Raw genomic sequence first — 16312 nt, 5'->3', positions numbered from 1 at the left:
TGAAACTTCATGTATAGAACCATAGAAACCATACTTGTGGATATTCCAACTATCCGTCCTCACCAGTTGTCTGTGACTACTATGCGTACCCAGACTTTGGTACTCGTTAAAATTACGACCACGGATGGTATTGTCGGTTGGGGTGAAGCCACCACCATTGGTGGGCTGAACTATGGTGAAGAAAGTCCTGAGAGTGTCAAAGCCAACATTGATACTTACTTTGCACCATTACTGACATCAGTTAAAGATTTAAATGTTGCACAAACGCTAAAACTGATTCGTAAAAATATTAATGGTAACCGCTTTGCCAAGTGTGCCATTCAGACTGCCCTACTTGATATTCAGGCCAAACGTTTAGGCGTGCCATTAAGCGAAGTTTTAGGTGGACGTCTGCGTAATAGTTTACCTGTACTTTGGACGCTCGCGTCTGGTGACACAGAAAAAGATATTGCTGAAGCTCGCAAAATGATAGAGCTGAAGCGCCATAACACGTTCAAACTTAAAATTGGTGCACGTCCTTTACAGCAAGATGTTGACCATGTGATTGCGATTAAAAAAGCATTAGGTGCTGATGTTAGTGTACGTGTAGATGTAAACCGTGCATGGTCAGAACTTGAATGTATTCATGGTATTCAACAGCTCCAAGATGGTGGAATCGATTTAATTGAACAGCCATGTGCAATTCAAAATACCGAAGCACTTGCTCGCCTCACCCATCGTTTTGATGTAGCCATTATGGCGGATGAAGCTTTAACTGGTCCTGACAGCGCATACCGTATTGCAAAAAATCATGGTGCAGATGTATTTGCCGTGAAAATTGAACAATCTGGTGGCCTGATCGAAGCTTGTGAAGTTGGCAAAATTGCTGGTTTAGCTGGAATCGACCTATATGGCGGTACCATGCTTGAAGGCCCTGTAGGAAGTATTGCTTCTGCTCATGCATTTGCAACTTTTGAAACGTTAGCGTTCGGTACTGAATTATTTGGTCCTTTATTACTGACCGAAGAAATTTTAAAAGAGCCGCTACGTTACGAAAACTTTGAATTGCATTTGCCAACAGCTCCGGGCTTAGGCATTGAAATTGATGAAGATAAGATTGAGAAATTACGTCGTTAAGGCAACAGGATAAGGAGTTTCCCATGTTATTTCATGTACGTATGGATGTGCATATTCCACTTGATATGCCAGCCGACAAAGCAAATGAAATTAAAGCTGTTGAAAAAGCTTATTCGCAAGAATTACAACGTCAAGGTAAATGGCGTCATATCTGGCGTATTACAGGCCAGTATTCAAATATCAGTATTTTTGATGTTGAGAGCAATGAGGAATTGCACAACATTTTACAGGGCTTACCTCTCTATCCATATATGGACATTGAAGTGATGGCACTTAATCGCCACCCTTCTTCTGTTCGTGATGATGATTCGTAAACCAAAAGAATTTTTTAAATGTGATCTCTGAAGTCCATTTAAAAACCAAGCAGATTATTCAGAAGGTAACAAGGAACGTGGCGGCACTTATTCGCTAGCAAAACAAAATGCCCGCAGCGCTGCCACCCAAAACCGTATTGCATACTTAAGGAGTTTTAGTATGAACCGTCAACAAATTGATGCGCTTGTAAAACAAATGAATGTCGACACTGCTAAAGGTGAAGTCGATGCACGTGTTCAACAAATTGTTGTGCGCCTTCTCGGGGATTTATTTCAAGCCATCGAAGATTTAGACATCCAGCCTTCTGAAGTTTGGAAAGGTTTGGAATATTTTACCGATGCAGGCCAAGCAAACGAACTTGGACTTTTAGCAGCTGGCTTAGGTTTAGAACACTATCTTGATTTACGTGCAGATGAAGCAGATGCCAAAGCTGGTGTTACGGGTGGCACACCACGTACCATCGAAGGCCCACTTTATGTAGCTGGCGCGCCTGAATCTGTTGGTTTTGCGCGTATGGATGATGGTACAGAATCTGGCAAAATCGATACCTTAATTATTGAAGGTACTGTAACCGATACTGAGGGCAATATCATTGAAAATGCTAAAGTTGAAGTATGGCATGCCAACAGTTTGGGTAACTATTCATTCTTTGATAAGTCTCAATCTGACTTCAACTTACGTCGTAGTATTTTGACTGATGCAGATGGTAAATATGTTGCATTAACCACGATGCCTGTTGGTTATGGATGCCCTCCTGAAGGTACAACACAGGCTCTTCTTAACAAGTTAGGCCGTCATGGTAACCGTCCATCTCACGTTCACTACTTCGTTTCTGCACCGGGTTACCGCAAGCTGACTACTCAATTCAACATTGAGGGTGATGAGTACTTATGGGATGACTTTGCCTTCGCTACTCGTGACGGTTTAGTGGCAACAGCAGTAGATGTAACAGACCCTGCTGAAATTCAACGCCGTGGTTTAGATCACGCTTTCAAACACATCACATTTAACATTGAATTGGTTAAAGAAGCCGCTGCTGCTCCTTCAACTGAAGTTGAACGTCGTCGCGCTAGTGCTTAATTGAAAGTGTATGTGAGTTAAAAGTTCGCTTTTGACTCACAAAATTTACTCCATTTATTACTACCATTAAGAATTTCAATAAATTTTTAGCGGTAGTAATACATCACGTTACCTCATGCTCTAAGGTTTCTCAAATGATTGACAAAAGTAAGTCCTCACTAAGCGAGGTTTTATCGCAGATTAAAGATGGTGCAACCATTCTGATTGGTGGTTTTGGTACCGCAGGACAACCCGCTGAACTCATTGACGGTCTTATTGAACTGGGTGTTAAAGATTTAACGATTGTCAGCAATAACGCCGGTAACGGCGATTATGGTCTGGCTAAACTGCTTAAAGCTGGTTCAGTTAAAAAAGTGATTTGCTCTTTCCCACGTCAGTCAGACTCTTATGTGTTTGATGAACTGTACCGTGCTGGGAAAGTTGAGCTTGAAGTGGTACCACAAGGTAATCTGGCTTGTCGTATTCAGGCAGCTGGTATGGGTTTAGGCGCTGTGTTTACCCCAACAGGCTTTGGAACACTTTTAGCTGAAGGCAAAGAAACCCGTGAGATTGATGGGAAAGATTATGTACTTGAATATCCAATCAAAGCAGACTTTGCCTTGATTAAAGCCTATAAGGGCGATCGCTGGGGCAATCTGGTTTACCGTAAATCTGCACGTAACTTTGGCCCGATTATGGCCATGGCTGCGGATGTCACCATTGCTCAGGTTTCTGAGGTGGTTGAATTGGGTGGATTAGACCCTGAACATATCATCACCTCAGGTATCTTTGTACAGCACGTTGTGCAAGTACAGCCCGCACAGTAAGCAATAAGGAGAAATAACATGAGCTACCAGAAACTCAGCCGTGACCAGATTGCAAAGCGTGTGGCACAAGATATTCCCGATGGCGCCTATGTGAACTTGGGTATTGGTTTACCAACCAAGATTGCCAGCTACTTACCTAACGATAAAGATATTTTCCTTCATTCTGAAAATGGCCTATTAGCCTTTGGCCCACCACCAGCGGCAGGTGAAGAAGACCCTGAACTGATTAATGCGGGTAAAGAGTTTGTAACCATGCTTGAAGGCGGTAGCTTTTTCCACCATGGTGATTCCTTTGCGATGATGCGTGGTGGCCACCTTGATATTGCGGTACTTGGAGCCTTTCAGGTTGCTGCGAATGGTGACTTGGCGAACTGGCACACAGGTGCACCGGATGCGATTCCTGCTGTTGGTGGTGCGATGGATTTAGCAGTTGGTGCTAAAAAAGTATTTATCACTACAGACCATGTAACCAAGCAAGGTGAGCCGAAGATTGTGGCTGAGCTGAGCTATCCGGTTACGGGTAAACACTGCGTTGACCGTATTTACACCGACCTTTGTGTGATTGATGTGACCAAAGATGGTTTAAAGGTGATTGAGAAAGTGGAAGGTCTTAGCTTTGATGAGTTACAGGCTTTAACAGGTGCAACTTTGATTGATGCGACTCAAGGGTAAAGTTTACACAGTAAAGCCCTAATAGCCAGTGCTACTACCGTCATTGCCTGTAAATGATAGTGATCTTCGAAAGCCCTTTGTATAGGCAATACCTTACTTTTGAAAGGTCAAAAGTAACAAAAACCTTTGTTACTCAGACACAACCTCCCTGTTGTGCTGAGCAACGAGGCGACATCCATGTCGCCAACGCGAAACACTGAATGGAACTCTTTAAATACGGTTCTTGCTTATTAATTTAGATTTTACCGTAATTTACTATCGTGACAGGCGACATGGATGTCGCCCGTTGGACAGGGAGGCATGGAAGCCTCCTCTGTTCAACAAAGGTTTTTGGTTACTTTTTTAAAAAAGTGACAAGAATTAGCTACTGGCATTTGACTCAACACGATAAGACTCTGTCATGACTACTTTTAACTTAGTAACCATGATGATCGCCAGCAAAATCTGGAAAGTCTAACAATGTGGCAATGACAGCAACAGATTTCAAAATGGAAATGTAAGAATGAAAAACGCTTATATCATCGATGCCATCCGTACTCCATTCGGCCGTTATGCCGGTGGCCTTGCACCTGTCCGTGCCGATGACCTTGGCGCTGTGCCTATTAAAGCCCTCATGCAGCGTAACCCAGGTGTAGATTGGGAACAGGTCGATGATGTGATCTATGGTTGTGCCAACCAAGCCGGTGAAGATAACCGTAATGTTGGCCGTATGTCAGCACTGCTTGCTGGGTTACCTTATCAGGTGCCAGCAACCACCATTAACCGTTTGTGCGGTTCATCACTCGATGCCATTGCCATTGCTGCCCGTGCTATTAAAGCAGGCGAAGCAAACCTGGTGATTGCAGGTGGTGTGGAAAGCATGAGCCGTGCACCTTATGTGATGGGTAAGTCTGACAGTGCTTTTGGCCGTAGCCAGAAGATTGAAGACACCACCATGGGATGGCGCTTCATTAACCCGAAACTTAAAGAATTGTATGGTGTAGACACCATGCCCCAGACTGCCGAAAACGTGGCTGAACAGTTCAACGTCAATCGTGCAGATCAGGACCAGTTTGCCTTGGTGAGCCAACAACGCACCGCAAGCGCGCAAGCCAAAGGCTTTTTTTCTAAAGAAATCGTGCCAGTTGAAATCCCTCAGCGTAAGGGTGAGGCTGTTGTGATTGATACTGATGAACATCCACGTGCATCCACCACACTTGAAGGTTTAAGCAAACTTAAACCTGTTGTGAAAGCAGATGGTACAGTTACTGCGGGTAATGCTTCAGGTATTAATGATGGTGCAGCAGCTCTACTGATTGCTTCTGATGATGCAGTTCAGGCTTACAACCTCAAACCACGTGCCAAGATCATTGCTTCAACAGCGGTGGGTGTAGAACCACGCATTATGGGTTTTGCTCCAGCACCAGCCATTAAAAAATTACTGAAACAAGCCAACCTGACTTTAGAGCAGATGGATGTAATTGAGCTCAATGAAGCCTTTGCTGCACAGGCTTTGGCAGTGACCCGTGATTTAGGTTTGCCAGACAACTCTGACAAGGTCAATCCAAACGGTGGAGCAATTGCATTGGGCCATCCACTTGGTGCCTCGGGTGCACGGCTAGTTACTACAGCTTTAAACCAGCTTGAACAAACAGGTGGTCGTTATGCCTTGTGTTCAATGTGTATTGGTGTGGGACAAGGGATTGCACTCATTATTGAACGTGTTGAAGCACTTTAAGGAGAAACAAATGCCATCTTTTCAATCTGCCGATGCACAAATTAACTATCAAACTTTTGGCGAACCTTCTTCCCCTGCTCTGGTGTTTTCCAATTCTTTGGGCACTAACTATGGCATGTGGCAAAAACAGTTTAATGAGTTAAAAGATCAATTTTTTGTGATCTGTTATGACACTCGTGGTCACGGTTCATCATCTACGCCTGACGGTCCATATACTGTAGAGCAATTAGGTGAAGATGTTGTCCGTTTACTCGACCATCTAAATATTAGCAAAGCTGCTTTTTGTGGTATTTCAATGGGCGGTTTAACAGGTCAATGGCTTGCGATTCACTACCCTAACCGTTTTAGTCATGTCATTGTTGCAAATACTGCCGCTAAAATCGGACAAGAACAGGCATGGCTTGACCGTGCAAAATTAGTACGTGAGCAAGGTTTACAGCCAATCGCAGCCACAGCAGCTTCGCGATGGTTTACAGATCCCTTTATCCAAAGTCATGCTTCAATTGTCAACAACCTGTGTAACGACTTAAGTGCTGGCAGCGCAATGGGTTATGCCAATTGTTGTGAGGCTTTGGCTAAAGCGGATGTCCGCGAACAGTTAAAAGACATTAAAATTTCTGTATTAGTCGTTGCTGGAACTCAAGACCCTGTAACAACCGTTGCAGATGGTGAATTTATGCAGCAACACATTCCACAATCAAAACTTGCAGAAATAGACGCATCTCATATTTCCAATGTAGAACAGCCAGAAGCTTTTAATAAAATCCTAAAGGATTTTTTATTAGGTTAATTTAATGATTCAAAAAATGGCCTATAGAGGCCATTTTTTTATATCTGCATTTACTTTTTAAAATTAATACCGAATCATGACCGATTTTAATTCGGTGTAATCTTCAATAAATGCATCAGAAAACTCTCTGCCAATTCCTGAAGCTTTTACCCCGCCAAATGGAACAGATGGATCTAAGAACGTATGCATATTGACCCACAACGTCCCTGCTTCAATCTTAGGAATTAAACGCAAAGCTTTAGATAAGTCATTTGTCCAAATACTTGCGGTTAAACCAAAGCGCGACTGATTCATCAGTTGAACGAGTTCTTCATCAGTTTCGAATGGCATTACCCCGACCACTGGACCAAAAGTTTCTTCTAAAAATAAAGGATCATCCGTATTTTTAAAGGAAATTAAAGTCGGCTGTACAAAATACCCTGTCTGATCTAGAGCCTCACCACCTGCAATAATCTGGTTATTGGCTTTTGCCATATCTAAATAATGTTTCACTTTATGAAAGTGTGGCTGATTAGAGAGTGGACCAAACATACTTCCTTCATCCATAGCCGATCCAATTTTGAAACTAGAAAGTGCTTTAGAGAGTTTTTCGACTAGTTCATTATGTTTTGTATGGTGTACAAAAAAACGCTCTGGGGATGCACAAACTTGACCTTGATGTACAAAAGTTGCTTGCAACAAAGTCGGTAAAATCTCATCAATATTTGCATCGGCTAAAACAGCTATGGCATTTTTACCGCCCAGCTCCAGACTTACACGGGTTAAATCACTACTCATCGCAAGTTTACCGATGGCAATACCTGTTGGTACCGAACCTGTAAATGAAACTTTCTTAACGAGTGGCGACTCAATTAAATATTGCCCTGTATCGCCCTTACCTGTAACCACATTAATCACACCTGCCGGAATACCTGCCTCAATGGCAAGTTCAGCTAAACGTAATAAAGATAAGCTGGCAAACTCACTTGGTTTAAGCACAATGGTACAGCCAGTTGTTAAAGCTGAACCGATTTTCCATACACCAATCATGAGTGAAAAATTCCAAGGCACAATCCCTGCAACCACACCCACTGGTTGTCTTAAAGTAAAGGCCGTATATTTTTCACCTTGCATAGAAGGAATAGAAGGTTGCATGGTTTGACCATTAATTTTGGTTGCCCAACCAGCAAAATATCTTAAGAAAATAACGGATTGTGCGACTTCAAGATGACGGGAAATATTGATAAGCTTTCCGGTGGATAACGTCTCAAGCTGAGCAAGTTCTTCACCATGTTGCTCAATTAAATCTGCCAACTTATTTAATTTAACGCCACGTTCATACGGTGTAGTTTCGGCCCAAGCATTTTGAAAAGCATGTTCAGCACTTTTGACGGCGCTTGCGACATCTTGTTGACTACCAATACTAATTTGAGCAACCACTTGTTCAGTCGATGGATTTACAATATCCACTTTATCTAAAAGCTCGGCAGCAACTAATTTTCCATCAATAAAATGTCCATGTTGACGTGCCATAAAATGCTGCACGCTTTGTAAAATCTGAACTTCACTCATTTTTATTTCTCTCAATTCATTTAAAAGGATCTATTAATAGATGTATTGCAGAATCAACTGCGCATATACATTGGTCTTGTCATCGTAGTTTTGAGTACCGCCACTATGGATATCGTGTTTTGGTTTATAGAGTCCCATTAAAGGAATAACATTGAATTTTTTATTGACCGACCAGACCGAAAAAACATCCAGCTCATGTCCATCTACATTAGTTAAAGATTTATTTACTGTTTTGAACTTATAGGCCAAAGCACCCAACATAAAGTTTTCTTTTAGATTCATCGTGTAAGAGACTTGATGAATATCTGCATTTTTATTAAATGGACCAGCATAGTTTCCGGCAACTTCGCCCTGAAACCACGTACCAAAGCCGACTGTATTTCCATAAAACATAGGGTCGTATTGGTCTGAAAAATGACTAAAACGGTAGCCTAATGAGGGCGTATATTTTGAAGATAAAAAGTTATAGTTCAGCGCTAAGTAGCCAGCATTTTCGTGGCTATCTTTTTTATCTTGAACCACAAACTCAGTTTTAAATTGCAGCTCTGGTAAGAGTTGATAATTCAAACGTAAAGCATAATTTTTAAGATCTTGTCGCCCTGAAACCTGTTCAGCATCTTTAAGGTCTAATACGTTTAAATAAGTGAACCCAACTCCCTTATCTTTAAGTTGATACATCAAATCAGTTACAAACAGTTCAGGTGAAAATTGTGCTTTATTGTCTGACTTTAAATAACCCAGCTTTAGCGTTGTATTTTCTTGCGGTTTGTATTGAAGCAAACTTGTAAAATCAAAGCTTCGACGAGCTGCTAGATAATATGCCCCGCCCCGATCTAGGGTGCCATCCGCAGGAACTTTACCGAGATTTAATGCATCACCCGCAATGAAGAACCCGTCACCAATCATGATATTTTGTCGACCGATACTTAAATCATAGGTCGTTAACTCATCTTTATTGGTGCCGTCTTTAAAACCAATGATCCATTCATTCACATCCGTTTTGCGTTCTTTACCATTACTATTTTGGCCAGCATCGCCATCACCAAATGTTGCCGAGCTAATACCGCTCAAGCTTGCATAGAGCTGATTGTTTTTAAAGGTGTAGTTTCCTTTCGCACCATATTTAAGATGACCTTCTTGCCAATTGACTCTTTCATCCTCTAGGTTTTCGCCGTTATAGCTTTTACCGCTACTAAAAGCCGCAAAAGTTGCTTCAAAAGTCGGTTTAATTTCAATTTCACCAGCATGCACAGTTGAAAAAAATGAGACAAAGAGAGTCCCTCTCACAACCTGAGAAAATAAATTTTTCATTGAGAAATTCCTTTTTTGCGAACGGTCTAACCGTGCTCAAGTGTGGGTAACCGATTCGTTACCCACTCTAGATCATGCACCCGTTTAGTGATGGTCGTGCTGTGTGTTTTGCTCGTCTTCACCCAAGTTTAAAGTTGGGGTACTGTCAAAGAAGTTCCAAGGTTTGATTAGGGTATAAACCCATTCTGTCGGCATAATTGGCCATTCTTCAGCACGTGCCACATGGGTTGTTCCTGTTGTCATCCACACTACAAGGTCTTTATTTTCAATATTTTCATTGTTGCCAATGAATTGTCCTAATCCTGTGTCATGAGTTGAGCGGTTTGAATATTTCCCTTCAGGGTAGCGTTCATCTGGATTGTACTGTGTCACCCAAATTTGCTTATCCATAAAGTTCAAACGTTTAAATAACCATTCATCTTTAGCAAAATTGGCACCCTTCGCCACAGGGTGTGTTCCACCTGCAAAAGGAATAATTTGATAAGAAACCGGATTGCCTAATTTATTTTCCTTGTTGAAATTGGTGAGTAAGCGAATAGTGGATGGATCAAATTTTTCAGCCGCATTTTGCTCATTGGTAATGACTTTACTGTCAATTTGCATTGAGCTTGTACGAACACCACCTTTGTCATTGGCTTTCACCACAGGGTCCATATGCATAAAGCTGTTATTTTCACCATCGACATCCATATCTAAGCGGAAGTTATAGATGTGCTGATGCGTTGTGCCCACAATATTATGGTCAATTAAAGTTCCATATTTGGTATCTTCTTTGGCGGTACTGTCATGCATAGTGCGTGATTTAACACCTTTAACAGCTTCAATACCGGTTGCACCCGCATTAATTCCAATTACACCATTTTGGGCAAATACCCAGTCAAACATGTAATCGTAGTTCCCCACTGTACTAATCCAGCGCACGACAAGTTCACGGCGGGCTTCACTGGCATCTTGGTTACCAAAAATTTCGTGATGTTTATATTCAGGTCCAGCATAACGTTCAAATACAGCAATGGCATTTGGAATTACTTGTGGATGGCCTTTATAGTCTGCAATCACAGCATCAAGCAAAACTGCATTGTCGGGTGCATCTGTTCCAGGAAGAATAGATGAGGTAAGTGTTCCCATACCATATTCGCCAGAGTCCAAATAAGATTTGAAGTACCATCCAATATCAGGGTCACCATATGGAACCACCATTCCACCCAAGTTACCTTCATACATGACTTTACGCTTCACGCCTTTATCTTTATAAGTCACAGTTGAAAGCTGTAAGCCAACACGAGAGTCTAAAGCCACATGTAAACACCAGTTCCCCCAATGTATGGTTTGACCGGTAATGCTAAAGTTCTTACCCTCAGGTTCAGTAATATTGAGTGGTTTTAGCTTACTTGCTACGGGCTTATTCGACATATAAGGTCGATTTGCCATCGGCACAGGAATGATTGCGCCTTCTTCAATCTTGATAATTTTTTCTTTATCTAAATCAACTACAGCAACTAAATTTTCAATTGGATGCGCCCAGTAGTTACCATCGCCGACATCGAGATAAGCGACGACTTTTAATATATTGAGTTGTTTATCAAGCCCATCTTTACCGCCAAAATATCCAACCGTTAGCGGTGTAGCAATCACTTTCTTCACATCGGTAATGCCGCGTTTGCGTAACGCTTCCTGATATTCTTTACTTGTCTCAATTACACGCTGTACGGCTTCAAAATTATCGAGCAGCACCATTCCATGAGTGTCTTTAAGTACATTCCATTTGGTGACTTGTTGAGTGTTGAGGTTAACTTCACCTTCAATCGCTTGACTCCCCTTTAACAAAATAAATGAGGCAATACGATCTTCTTTAAATTCTATGTGATTAATAAAGTAATCCCAGACTTTGGCTTTTTCCGGTTCTTTAAGCTTTAACTCGGCAAAACGCATATTTTTATAAGCGTATTTCGAGCGGTTAATCACATCAAAGGTCTTTTTAATTTCGTCAGAGTTTAGGCTATTGAGCGGGTGAAACGTATTTTCAATTTTAAAAGTTTGATCTAAACCAGACTGGAATACTTCATTAAAAAAATCTTTTCCAATAACAGGCTTACCATCCTTAATTAATAAAGGCACGCTGAGTTTGAAAGGTTTGCCATTCACCAAAACCTGATCCGAATTGGGTTTGGCCCGAACTACCATAGAACCTTTGGTGATCATATAAGTATTGGTAAAATCATCTTTGACAACTTTAGCGCCTTGCTCACTCATGTTTTGATAAAGTGAGACCATTTCGGCATGGCCACCATGCGCAAATGCTTGAGTATTGAGTCCCCAAAAGCTTGCAGCGATTGATAAGTTAAGTGCCAGTATTTTTTGTATGTCATTCAATAATCGTTGTTTACGCATTGGTTTCATCCTTTTCATCTATCCCTGAACTATCTGAATCAGATAGTTAAAATGCACTTCCTGTGAGTGAAATTCATTAGACCAACTTAATAGTTTTATGGTTATTAAGCTTATCTAACCTGCTCTAATGAATTTAATTTCAACACAGTTACATAGGGCTAGCTTGTTCAAGAATGACGTCGAACTTGTCTAAAAATGACATTGTGAGATAAAAGATTTAAACCGACATCCCCTCTCTAAATTCTTTAGGGGAAATACCATAAGTCTTTTTAAAGATTTTTGAAAAATGAGCGCCATCCCAAAAACCCCATTTCAAGGCAACTTGGGTAATTGAGCTTTGTTTGTTCTTTTTATCAAGCAAATCTGCTTTAACTTTTTCTAGGCGTTTGAGCTGTATATATTTGTTAATAGATAAATTTTCTTGAAGAAATAGACGGTAGAGATGACGTAGCGACACTCCAATATGCTCTGCAATTAATTTAGGTGTTAAATCTGGTTTTGCTAAGTTTTCTATAATATAACGCTCAGCCTTTTCCATTAAATTATTTGAACTATTAATATTTTTATAATTAATTGTCGGTTTGATTAAGGCTATCAGTGCATCTTCAAAAGCATTGCCATCTTCGGTTGCGTACCAAAGTTTGATGTTTTCAGCAGACATGTTTTTCAAAATATTTTTGAGTAAAAAACCACTCATATTTTGCGTAATCAGTTTTCCAAAATATTCGGTACTAATATTTTCTTTAAGTAATTTTTCACGCGACAGATGGACTGAAATCTGGCTCACCAAGCCTTGCGGATACATCGAAATGGTTTCGACCGGGTCCACCAACACAATATCGCCTTCATTTAGGCTTAAGGTTTCATTTTTATACTCAAGCAGCATTTTTCCCGAATACTGCAAAATCAAAAAACAAAAACGATTATTCACTCGATCGATTTCATCGGCTTTTCGGACAATTTTATTGGCATTGTTTTTGATAAAAGCAATTTCGGTATCGCCCAATAAAAAGCATTGAACTTCACCAATGAATAAATTACGGGTTCCGTCAAAATCGGTTTCAAAATTGCCACACACACTTTTAATATGGTGCGTCCATGTGAGTAATGCATCGCTTACATATTGGTTCATCCCTTACCTCTCTATACATGTGCCACCGCTCAAGATTTTGCGCTTGTGGTGGTGCACTGTCTTGGCTTATTTGCAATCTTGTTTTATTGATAAACAAATTGTGTGCCAAAAATTCCTTATCCTTGGAATTGTTTTGATGATAGTCAGCTAGATGTAAAGAAGCTGATAAATCAATTCAATTTATCAGCTTAATGGGACTTATGCTACTCCTGCGAAATCTCGTAGCATGGTAATAAAAATATCCTTTTGTTCATCAGAATACTTTTTAAACACCTCATTTTGATGGCTATCGGCAATATCAAATAAATACTGCGCCGTTTGTTTACCTTTTTCCGTTAGTGCGTATAAATTATCGTGATCAACTAATAATCCTTCAAATTTTAGAATTTCAGCCGATCTTTCAACTTCCTGCATTGGCATAGCAATATCGCGTGGTAAATCTTCTTTACTTGAAGCAGTTCCACTTGCCAAAACGAGCAAAAGACGTGATTCACTGGTACGGAACCCTGAAGCCATTTGCTTAGGAATATAGTCGGTTTGATAAGCTTTAAAAGCACGACTCATCAAGTAGCAGACATTATTATATAAGTGCCCATAATGAGTCTGGTCTACGCCGTTCTGTTCAGTTTGCTTAACTTGAAGGCTCGGATGCGGCATGACACAAGAATATGCACCTTGATGGTAGACCAACGGGCTTCTGCCTTGGTCATGGAAACGAACCACTTTACCAACAATAATCCAGTGGTCGCCCCCTTCAATCACTTGATAACGTTCGCACTCAAACACCGCAGAACAATTTTCTAAAATGGGTGCGCGTCCTGCGCCAAGTTGAAAATTGGTGTCGGCAAATTTATCAATATTGCGTCTCGAAAACTTATTAGACAGCTCAATTTGCGTGCCCGATAAAATATTGACTGCAAAATGTGTTGCTTCTTCAAATACTGAAAAACTTGAAGACTTTTTATCAATACTCCACAAAATAAGTGGTGGATCGAGTGACACCGAGTTAAAACTATTTGCGGTTACACCGACTTTCTCACCTTGTGCATTTTGTGCAGTAACAATGGTAACACCTGTTGCAAAATTTCCTAATGCTCGTCGGAACTGTAGTGGATCGACCGTAAACTCATCTATTTGTTGTAATACATTCATCATCTTTCTCCTAAACCTTCTCTTACATCCATATAAATCGCGAGAGCATTAGATATCTAAAACTAGTCTCGATGTTTTAGAGCGTGAACAGCACACCAATATTTGTTCATTGCTGGCTTTTTCTTCGTCAGTAAAATAAACATCTCGATGATCAGGTTCACCTTCAATCACATCGCACATACAGGTTCCACATACGCCTTGCTCGCAAGACATTTCAATGTCGATGCCTTCTTTAGCTAAAGCCTGCAGAATGGTTTCGCCAGCTTCAACCATAATGATTTTTCCGCTACGCTCAGCCACTACCTCAAATGAATCTCCAGAAGTATCAGTTTCAACTTGGAAATATTCTTTGTGGATTTGCTGCTCAGGAAAATTGTGAGTCGTGGCAAGGTTAATCACCCAGTCCATGAAACCGACTGGACCACAGGTGTAAATGTGGCTCTCTAGGTCAATATCTTTAATGGCAGATTCAAAAAATGCTCGGTGGCTTGCACCTTCAGATTTAAAATGGAAGGTTGTGTATTTTGCTAACTCACCATTTTTAATTTCATCAACAAAAGCACAATGTTCAGGACTAGCCCCACAGTAGTGAAGCTCAAATGATTCACCTTCATGTGCAAGTTGATACGCCATCGTGATTAACGGCGTAATTCCAATTCCACCGCCAATTAATACACTGTGTTTGGCTTTTAAAAGTGGAAATAAATTTTTTGGTTCACTGACCTGAATTTGCATGCCATCTTTAATTTCATCAAAAGCCGAGACTGAGCCACCACGTGATTCAGGGTCACGTAAGATTCCAAGGCGGAACTTTCCTTCGTCATTTGGATTTTGGCAAAGCGAATATTGGCGCACCATGCCATTCGGTAAGTGCACATCAATATGCGCACCCGCTTCAACTTTTGGCAAGGTTGTAGAAGTTGCAGATTCAAATTCCATGACTGCAATATTTCCACCTTCCACATGGCGATTTTTAACGACAACATCATAAAGTGTAGTCATGATTTAACTCCCTTTTCATGGTTAAGCGATTGGCTTAACGCATGAATAAACCACCGTTAATATCCCATGTTGCACCAGTCACAAACCCCGCATTTAGACTCGCGAGCAACCCACAAGTTTCGGCAATAAAATGCATACTTCCTAAGGATTTAACCGGAATATTCTGGATGAACTGTTCCATTTTTTCGTCAGACACCACACTATGAACGATTGGTGATTCCATCGGTCCCGGCGCAACCGCATTGACCGTTACCCCTTTTGCCGCAAACTCTTTGGCAAAAATTTTGGTTAACGTCACAATCGCGCCTTTGGTTGCCGCATAGTGTGCACCCGTTGCCGTACCGCCATTTTGTCCCGCTAAAGACGCCATATTAATGATACGTCCATAGCCTTTTTTAGCCATATATTGGCCAATAATTTGACAAGCTTGAAAGGTGCCGCGTTGGTTAACTTGCGTGATCCAATCAAAATCAGCTGCGGTAATTTCTAATACTGGCGTTGCTTTGGTGACGGTTGCGTTGTTAATTAACACATCAAGTTTAGAAAATTTCTCTTCAATCCATTGCACCGCAGCATGAAAATCTGCCTCAACTGAAATATCTAATTTCAAGGGAAACATATTTTGTGCATATTGACTTTGTACCTTGGCATTTTCGGCTTTTTCAAGCGTACTTGCTGACAAAATCACTTGATGGCCTTGGCTCGCAAAATATTCAGCAATCACATTACCGAGTCCAGAAGCAGCACCTGTCACTAAAACAACTTGTTTCATGTTACCGCTCCTAAAGAATGTAGCTAATACCAGCTAAGGTATCGGTTGAGTTAACCAAGTTAATAATTTTACGGTTAATCTTAAAACCTGTAGCCGCATCACGAGTTAGATGGTAGGTAATATCAGCTGTGTAATGCTTGAGGTTTTCTTTACGGAATTCACGTAAGTTTTGAGCACAACGTAAAACGATTTCATTATCTTGGTCTTGAATAACTCGTACACGAGAAATGCTACGCACAGTATTTGCTTTAGGCGCTGTAGAAATCGCTTCACCATTTTCAAGACGCTGTACACGTAAAGTACGCATATGATTATCGTCATAGGCATAATTTAAGTTGTTTTCATAGTCCGTTAGGTTTGGGTCAATTGGAATGATATAAACGCCCTTTTCATTCCATAAATTGAGCCATTCACGGTATTCGCTGTGGTCTAACATATCTGCTTCGGCCCAGATGAAAGCAGTGACTTCATTTAATAATTGCAGATTCATATTCATTGCTCTCTC

General features: G+C 40.9%; 15 protein-coding genes. 7 read left to right on the top strand and 8 right to left on the bottom strand.

All coding sequences use genetic code 11. The features are described 5' to 3' along the window. Nucleotides 1-9 precede the first annotated feature (9 nt). The 7 genes from I8T81_RS08785 to pcaD all read left to right on the top strand — a co-directional run bounded on the left by I8T81_RS08785 (nt 10) and on the right by pcaD (nt 6496). Entirely contained in the window at nt 10-1116 is a 1107-nt protein-coding gene (locus tag I8T81_RS08785) for a muconate/chloromuconate family cycloisomerase (protein WP_039252198.1), read from the top strand. 23 nt (nt 1117-1139) lie between these two features. Continuing rightward, the gene (catC, locus tag I8T81_RS08780; protein WP_060466463.1) at nt 1140-1430 is read left to right on the top strand and encodes a muconolactone Delta-isomerase; all 291 of its coding nucleotides are present in this window, start codon (nt 1140-1142) and stop codon (nt 1428-1430) included. A 160-nt stretch (nt 1431-1590) separates the two neighbouring features. Continuing rightward, nucleotides 1591-2511, top strand: a complete 921-nt coding sequence (gene catA / locus I8T81_RS08775) for a catechol 1,2-dioxygenase (protein ID WP_198072631.1) — start codon at nt 1591-1593, stop codon at nt 2509-2511. Between the two features lie 134 nt (nt 2512-2645). Continuing rightward, nucleotides 2646-3317 (top strand): 3-oxoacid CoA-transferase subunit A, encoded by a 672-nt coding sequence (locus I8T81_RS08770; RefSeq protein ID WP_198072630.1) that lies wholly within the window; start codon nt 2646-2648, stop codon nt 3315-3317. Nucleotides 3318-3335: 18 nt separating this feature from the next. Next, nucleotides 3336-3989 carry a 3-oxoacid CoA-transferase subunit B gene (locus I8T81_RS08765; RefSeq protein ID WP_004792017.1) on the top strand — a complete coding sequence of 218 codons (654 nt, stop codon included), beginning with the start codon at nt 3336-3338 and terminating at the stop codon, nt 3987-3989. A gap of 502 nt (nt 3990-4491) precedes the next feature. Beyond that, nucleotides 4492-5706 (top strand): 3-oxoadipyl-CoA thiolase, encoded by a 1215-nt coding sequence (gene pcaF, locus I8T81_RS08760; protein WP_198072629.1) that lies wholly within the window; start codon nt 4492-4494, stop codon nt 5704-5706. A 10-nt stretch (nt 5707-5716) separates the two neighbouring features. After that, the gene (gene pcaD / locus I8T81_RS08755) at nt 5717-6496 is read left to right on the top strand and encodes a 3-oxoadipate enol-lactonase (protein WP_198072628.1); all 780 of its coding nucleotides are present in this window, start codon (nt 5717-5719) and stop codon (nt 6494-6496) included. Nucleotides 6497-6559: 63 nt separating this feature from the next. Here pcaD and I8T81_RS08750 read toward each other — a convergent pair whose 3' ends face one another. The 8 genes from I8T81_RS08750 to I8T81_RS08715 form a co-directional block, all read right to left on the bottom strand. After that, nucleotides 6560-8047 carry an NAD-dependent phenylacetaldehyde dehydrogenase gene (locus I8T81_RS08750; RefSeq protein ID WP_198072627.1) on the bottom strand — a complete coding sequence of 496 codons (1488 nt, stop codon included), beginning with the start codon at nt 8045-8047 and terminating at the stop codon, nt 6560-6562. Between the two features lie 33 nt (nt 8048-8080). After that, nucleotides 8081-9298 (bottom strand): hypothetical protein, encoded by a 1218-nt coding sequence (locus tag I8T81_RS08745; protein ID WP_198072754.1) that lies wholly within the window; start codon nt 9296-9298, stop codon nt 8081-8083. A 144-nt stretch (nt 9299-9442) separates the two neighbouring features. Then, complete coding sequence (gene tynA / locus I8T81_RS08740; protein ID WP_198072626.1) at nt 9443-11758, bottom strand: primary-amine oxidase; 2316 nt, start codon at nt 11756-11758, stop codon at nt 9443-9445. Nucleotides 11759-11966: 208 nt separating this feature from the next. After that, complete coding sequence (feaR, locus tag I8T81_RS08735; RefSeq protein ID WP_004701415.1) at nt 11967-12881, bottom strand: transcriptional regulator FeaR; 915 nt, start codon at nt 12879-12881, stop codon at nt 11967-11969. 198 nt (nt 12882-13079) lie between these two features. Next, nucleotides 13080-14036, bottom strand: a complete 957-nt coding sequence (locus I8T81_RS08730; RefSeq protein ID WP_198072625.1) for a p-hydroxyphenylacetate 3-hydroxylase reductase component — start codon at nt 14034-14036, stop codon at nt 13080-13082. Between the two features lie 45 nt (nt 14037-14081). After that, the gene (locus I8T81_RS08725; RefSeq protein ID WP_198072624.1) at nt 14082-15035 is read right to left on the bottom strand and encodes a PDR/VanB family oxidoreductase; all 954 of its coding nucleotides are present in this window, start codon (nt 15033-15035) and stop codon (nt 14082-14084) included. A 34-nt stretch (nt 15036-15069) separates the two neighbouring features. Next, on the bottom strand, nt 15070-15807 hold the full coding sequence (locus tag I8T81_RS08720) for an SDR family NAD(P)-dependent oxidoreductase (RefSeq protein WP_198072623.1): 738 nt from the start codon (nt 15805-15807) through the stop codon (nt 15070-15072). Between the two features lie 10 nt (nt 15808-15817). Next, nucleotides 15818-16303 carry an aromatic-ring-hydroxylating dioxygenase subunit beta gene (locus I8T81_RS08715; RefSeq protein WP_049066524.1) on the bottom strand — a complete coding sequence of 162 codons (486 nt, stop codon included), beginning with the start codon at nt 16301-16303 and terminating at the stop codon, nt 15818-15820. Between the last annotated feature and the right edge of the window lie 9 nt (nt 16304-16312).

The sequence above is a fragment of the Acinetobacter seifertii genome, assembly GCF_016064815.1.
GTDB lineage: Bacteria > Pseudomonadota > Gammaproteobacteria > Pseudomonadales > Moraxellaceae > Acinetobacter > Acinetobacter seifertii.
Note: the sequence above shows the minus strand (reverse complement) of the source record. Positions and strands in the feature narration are given on the sequence as shown.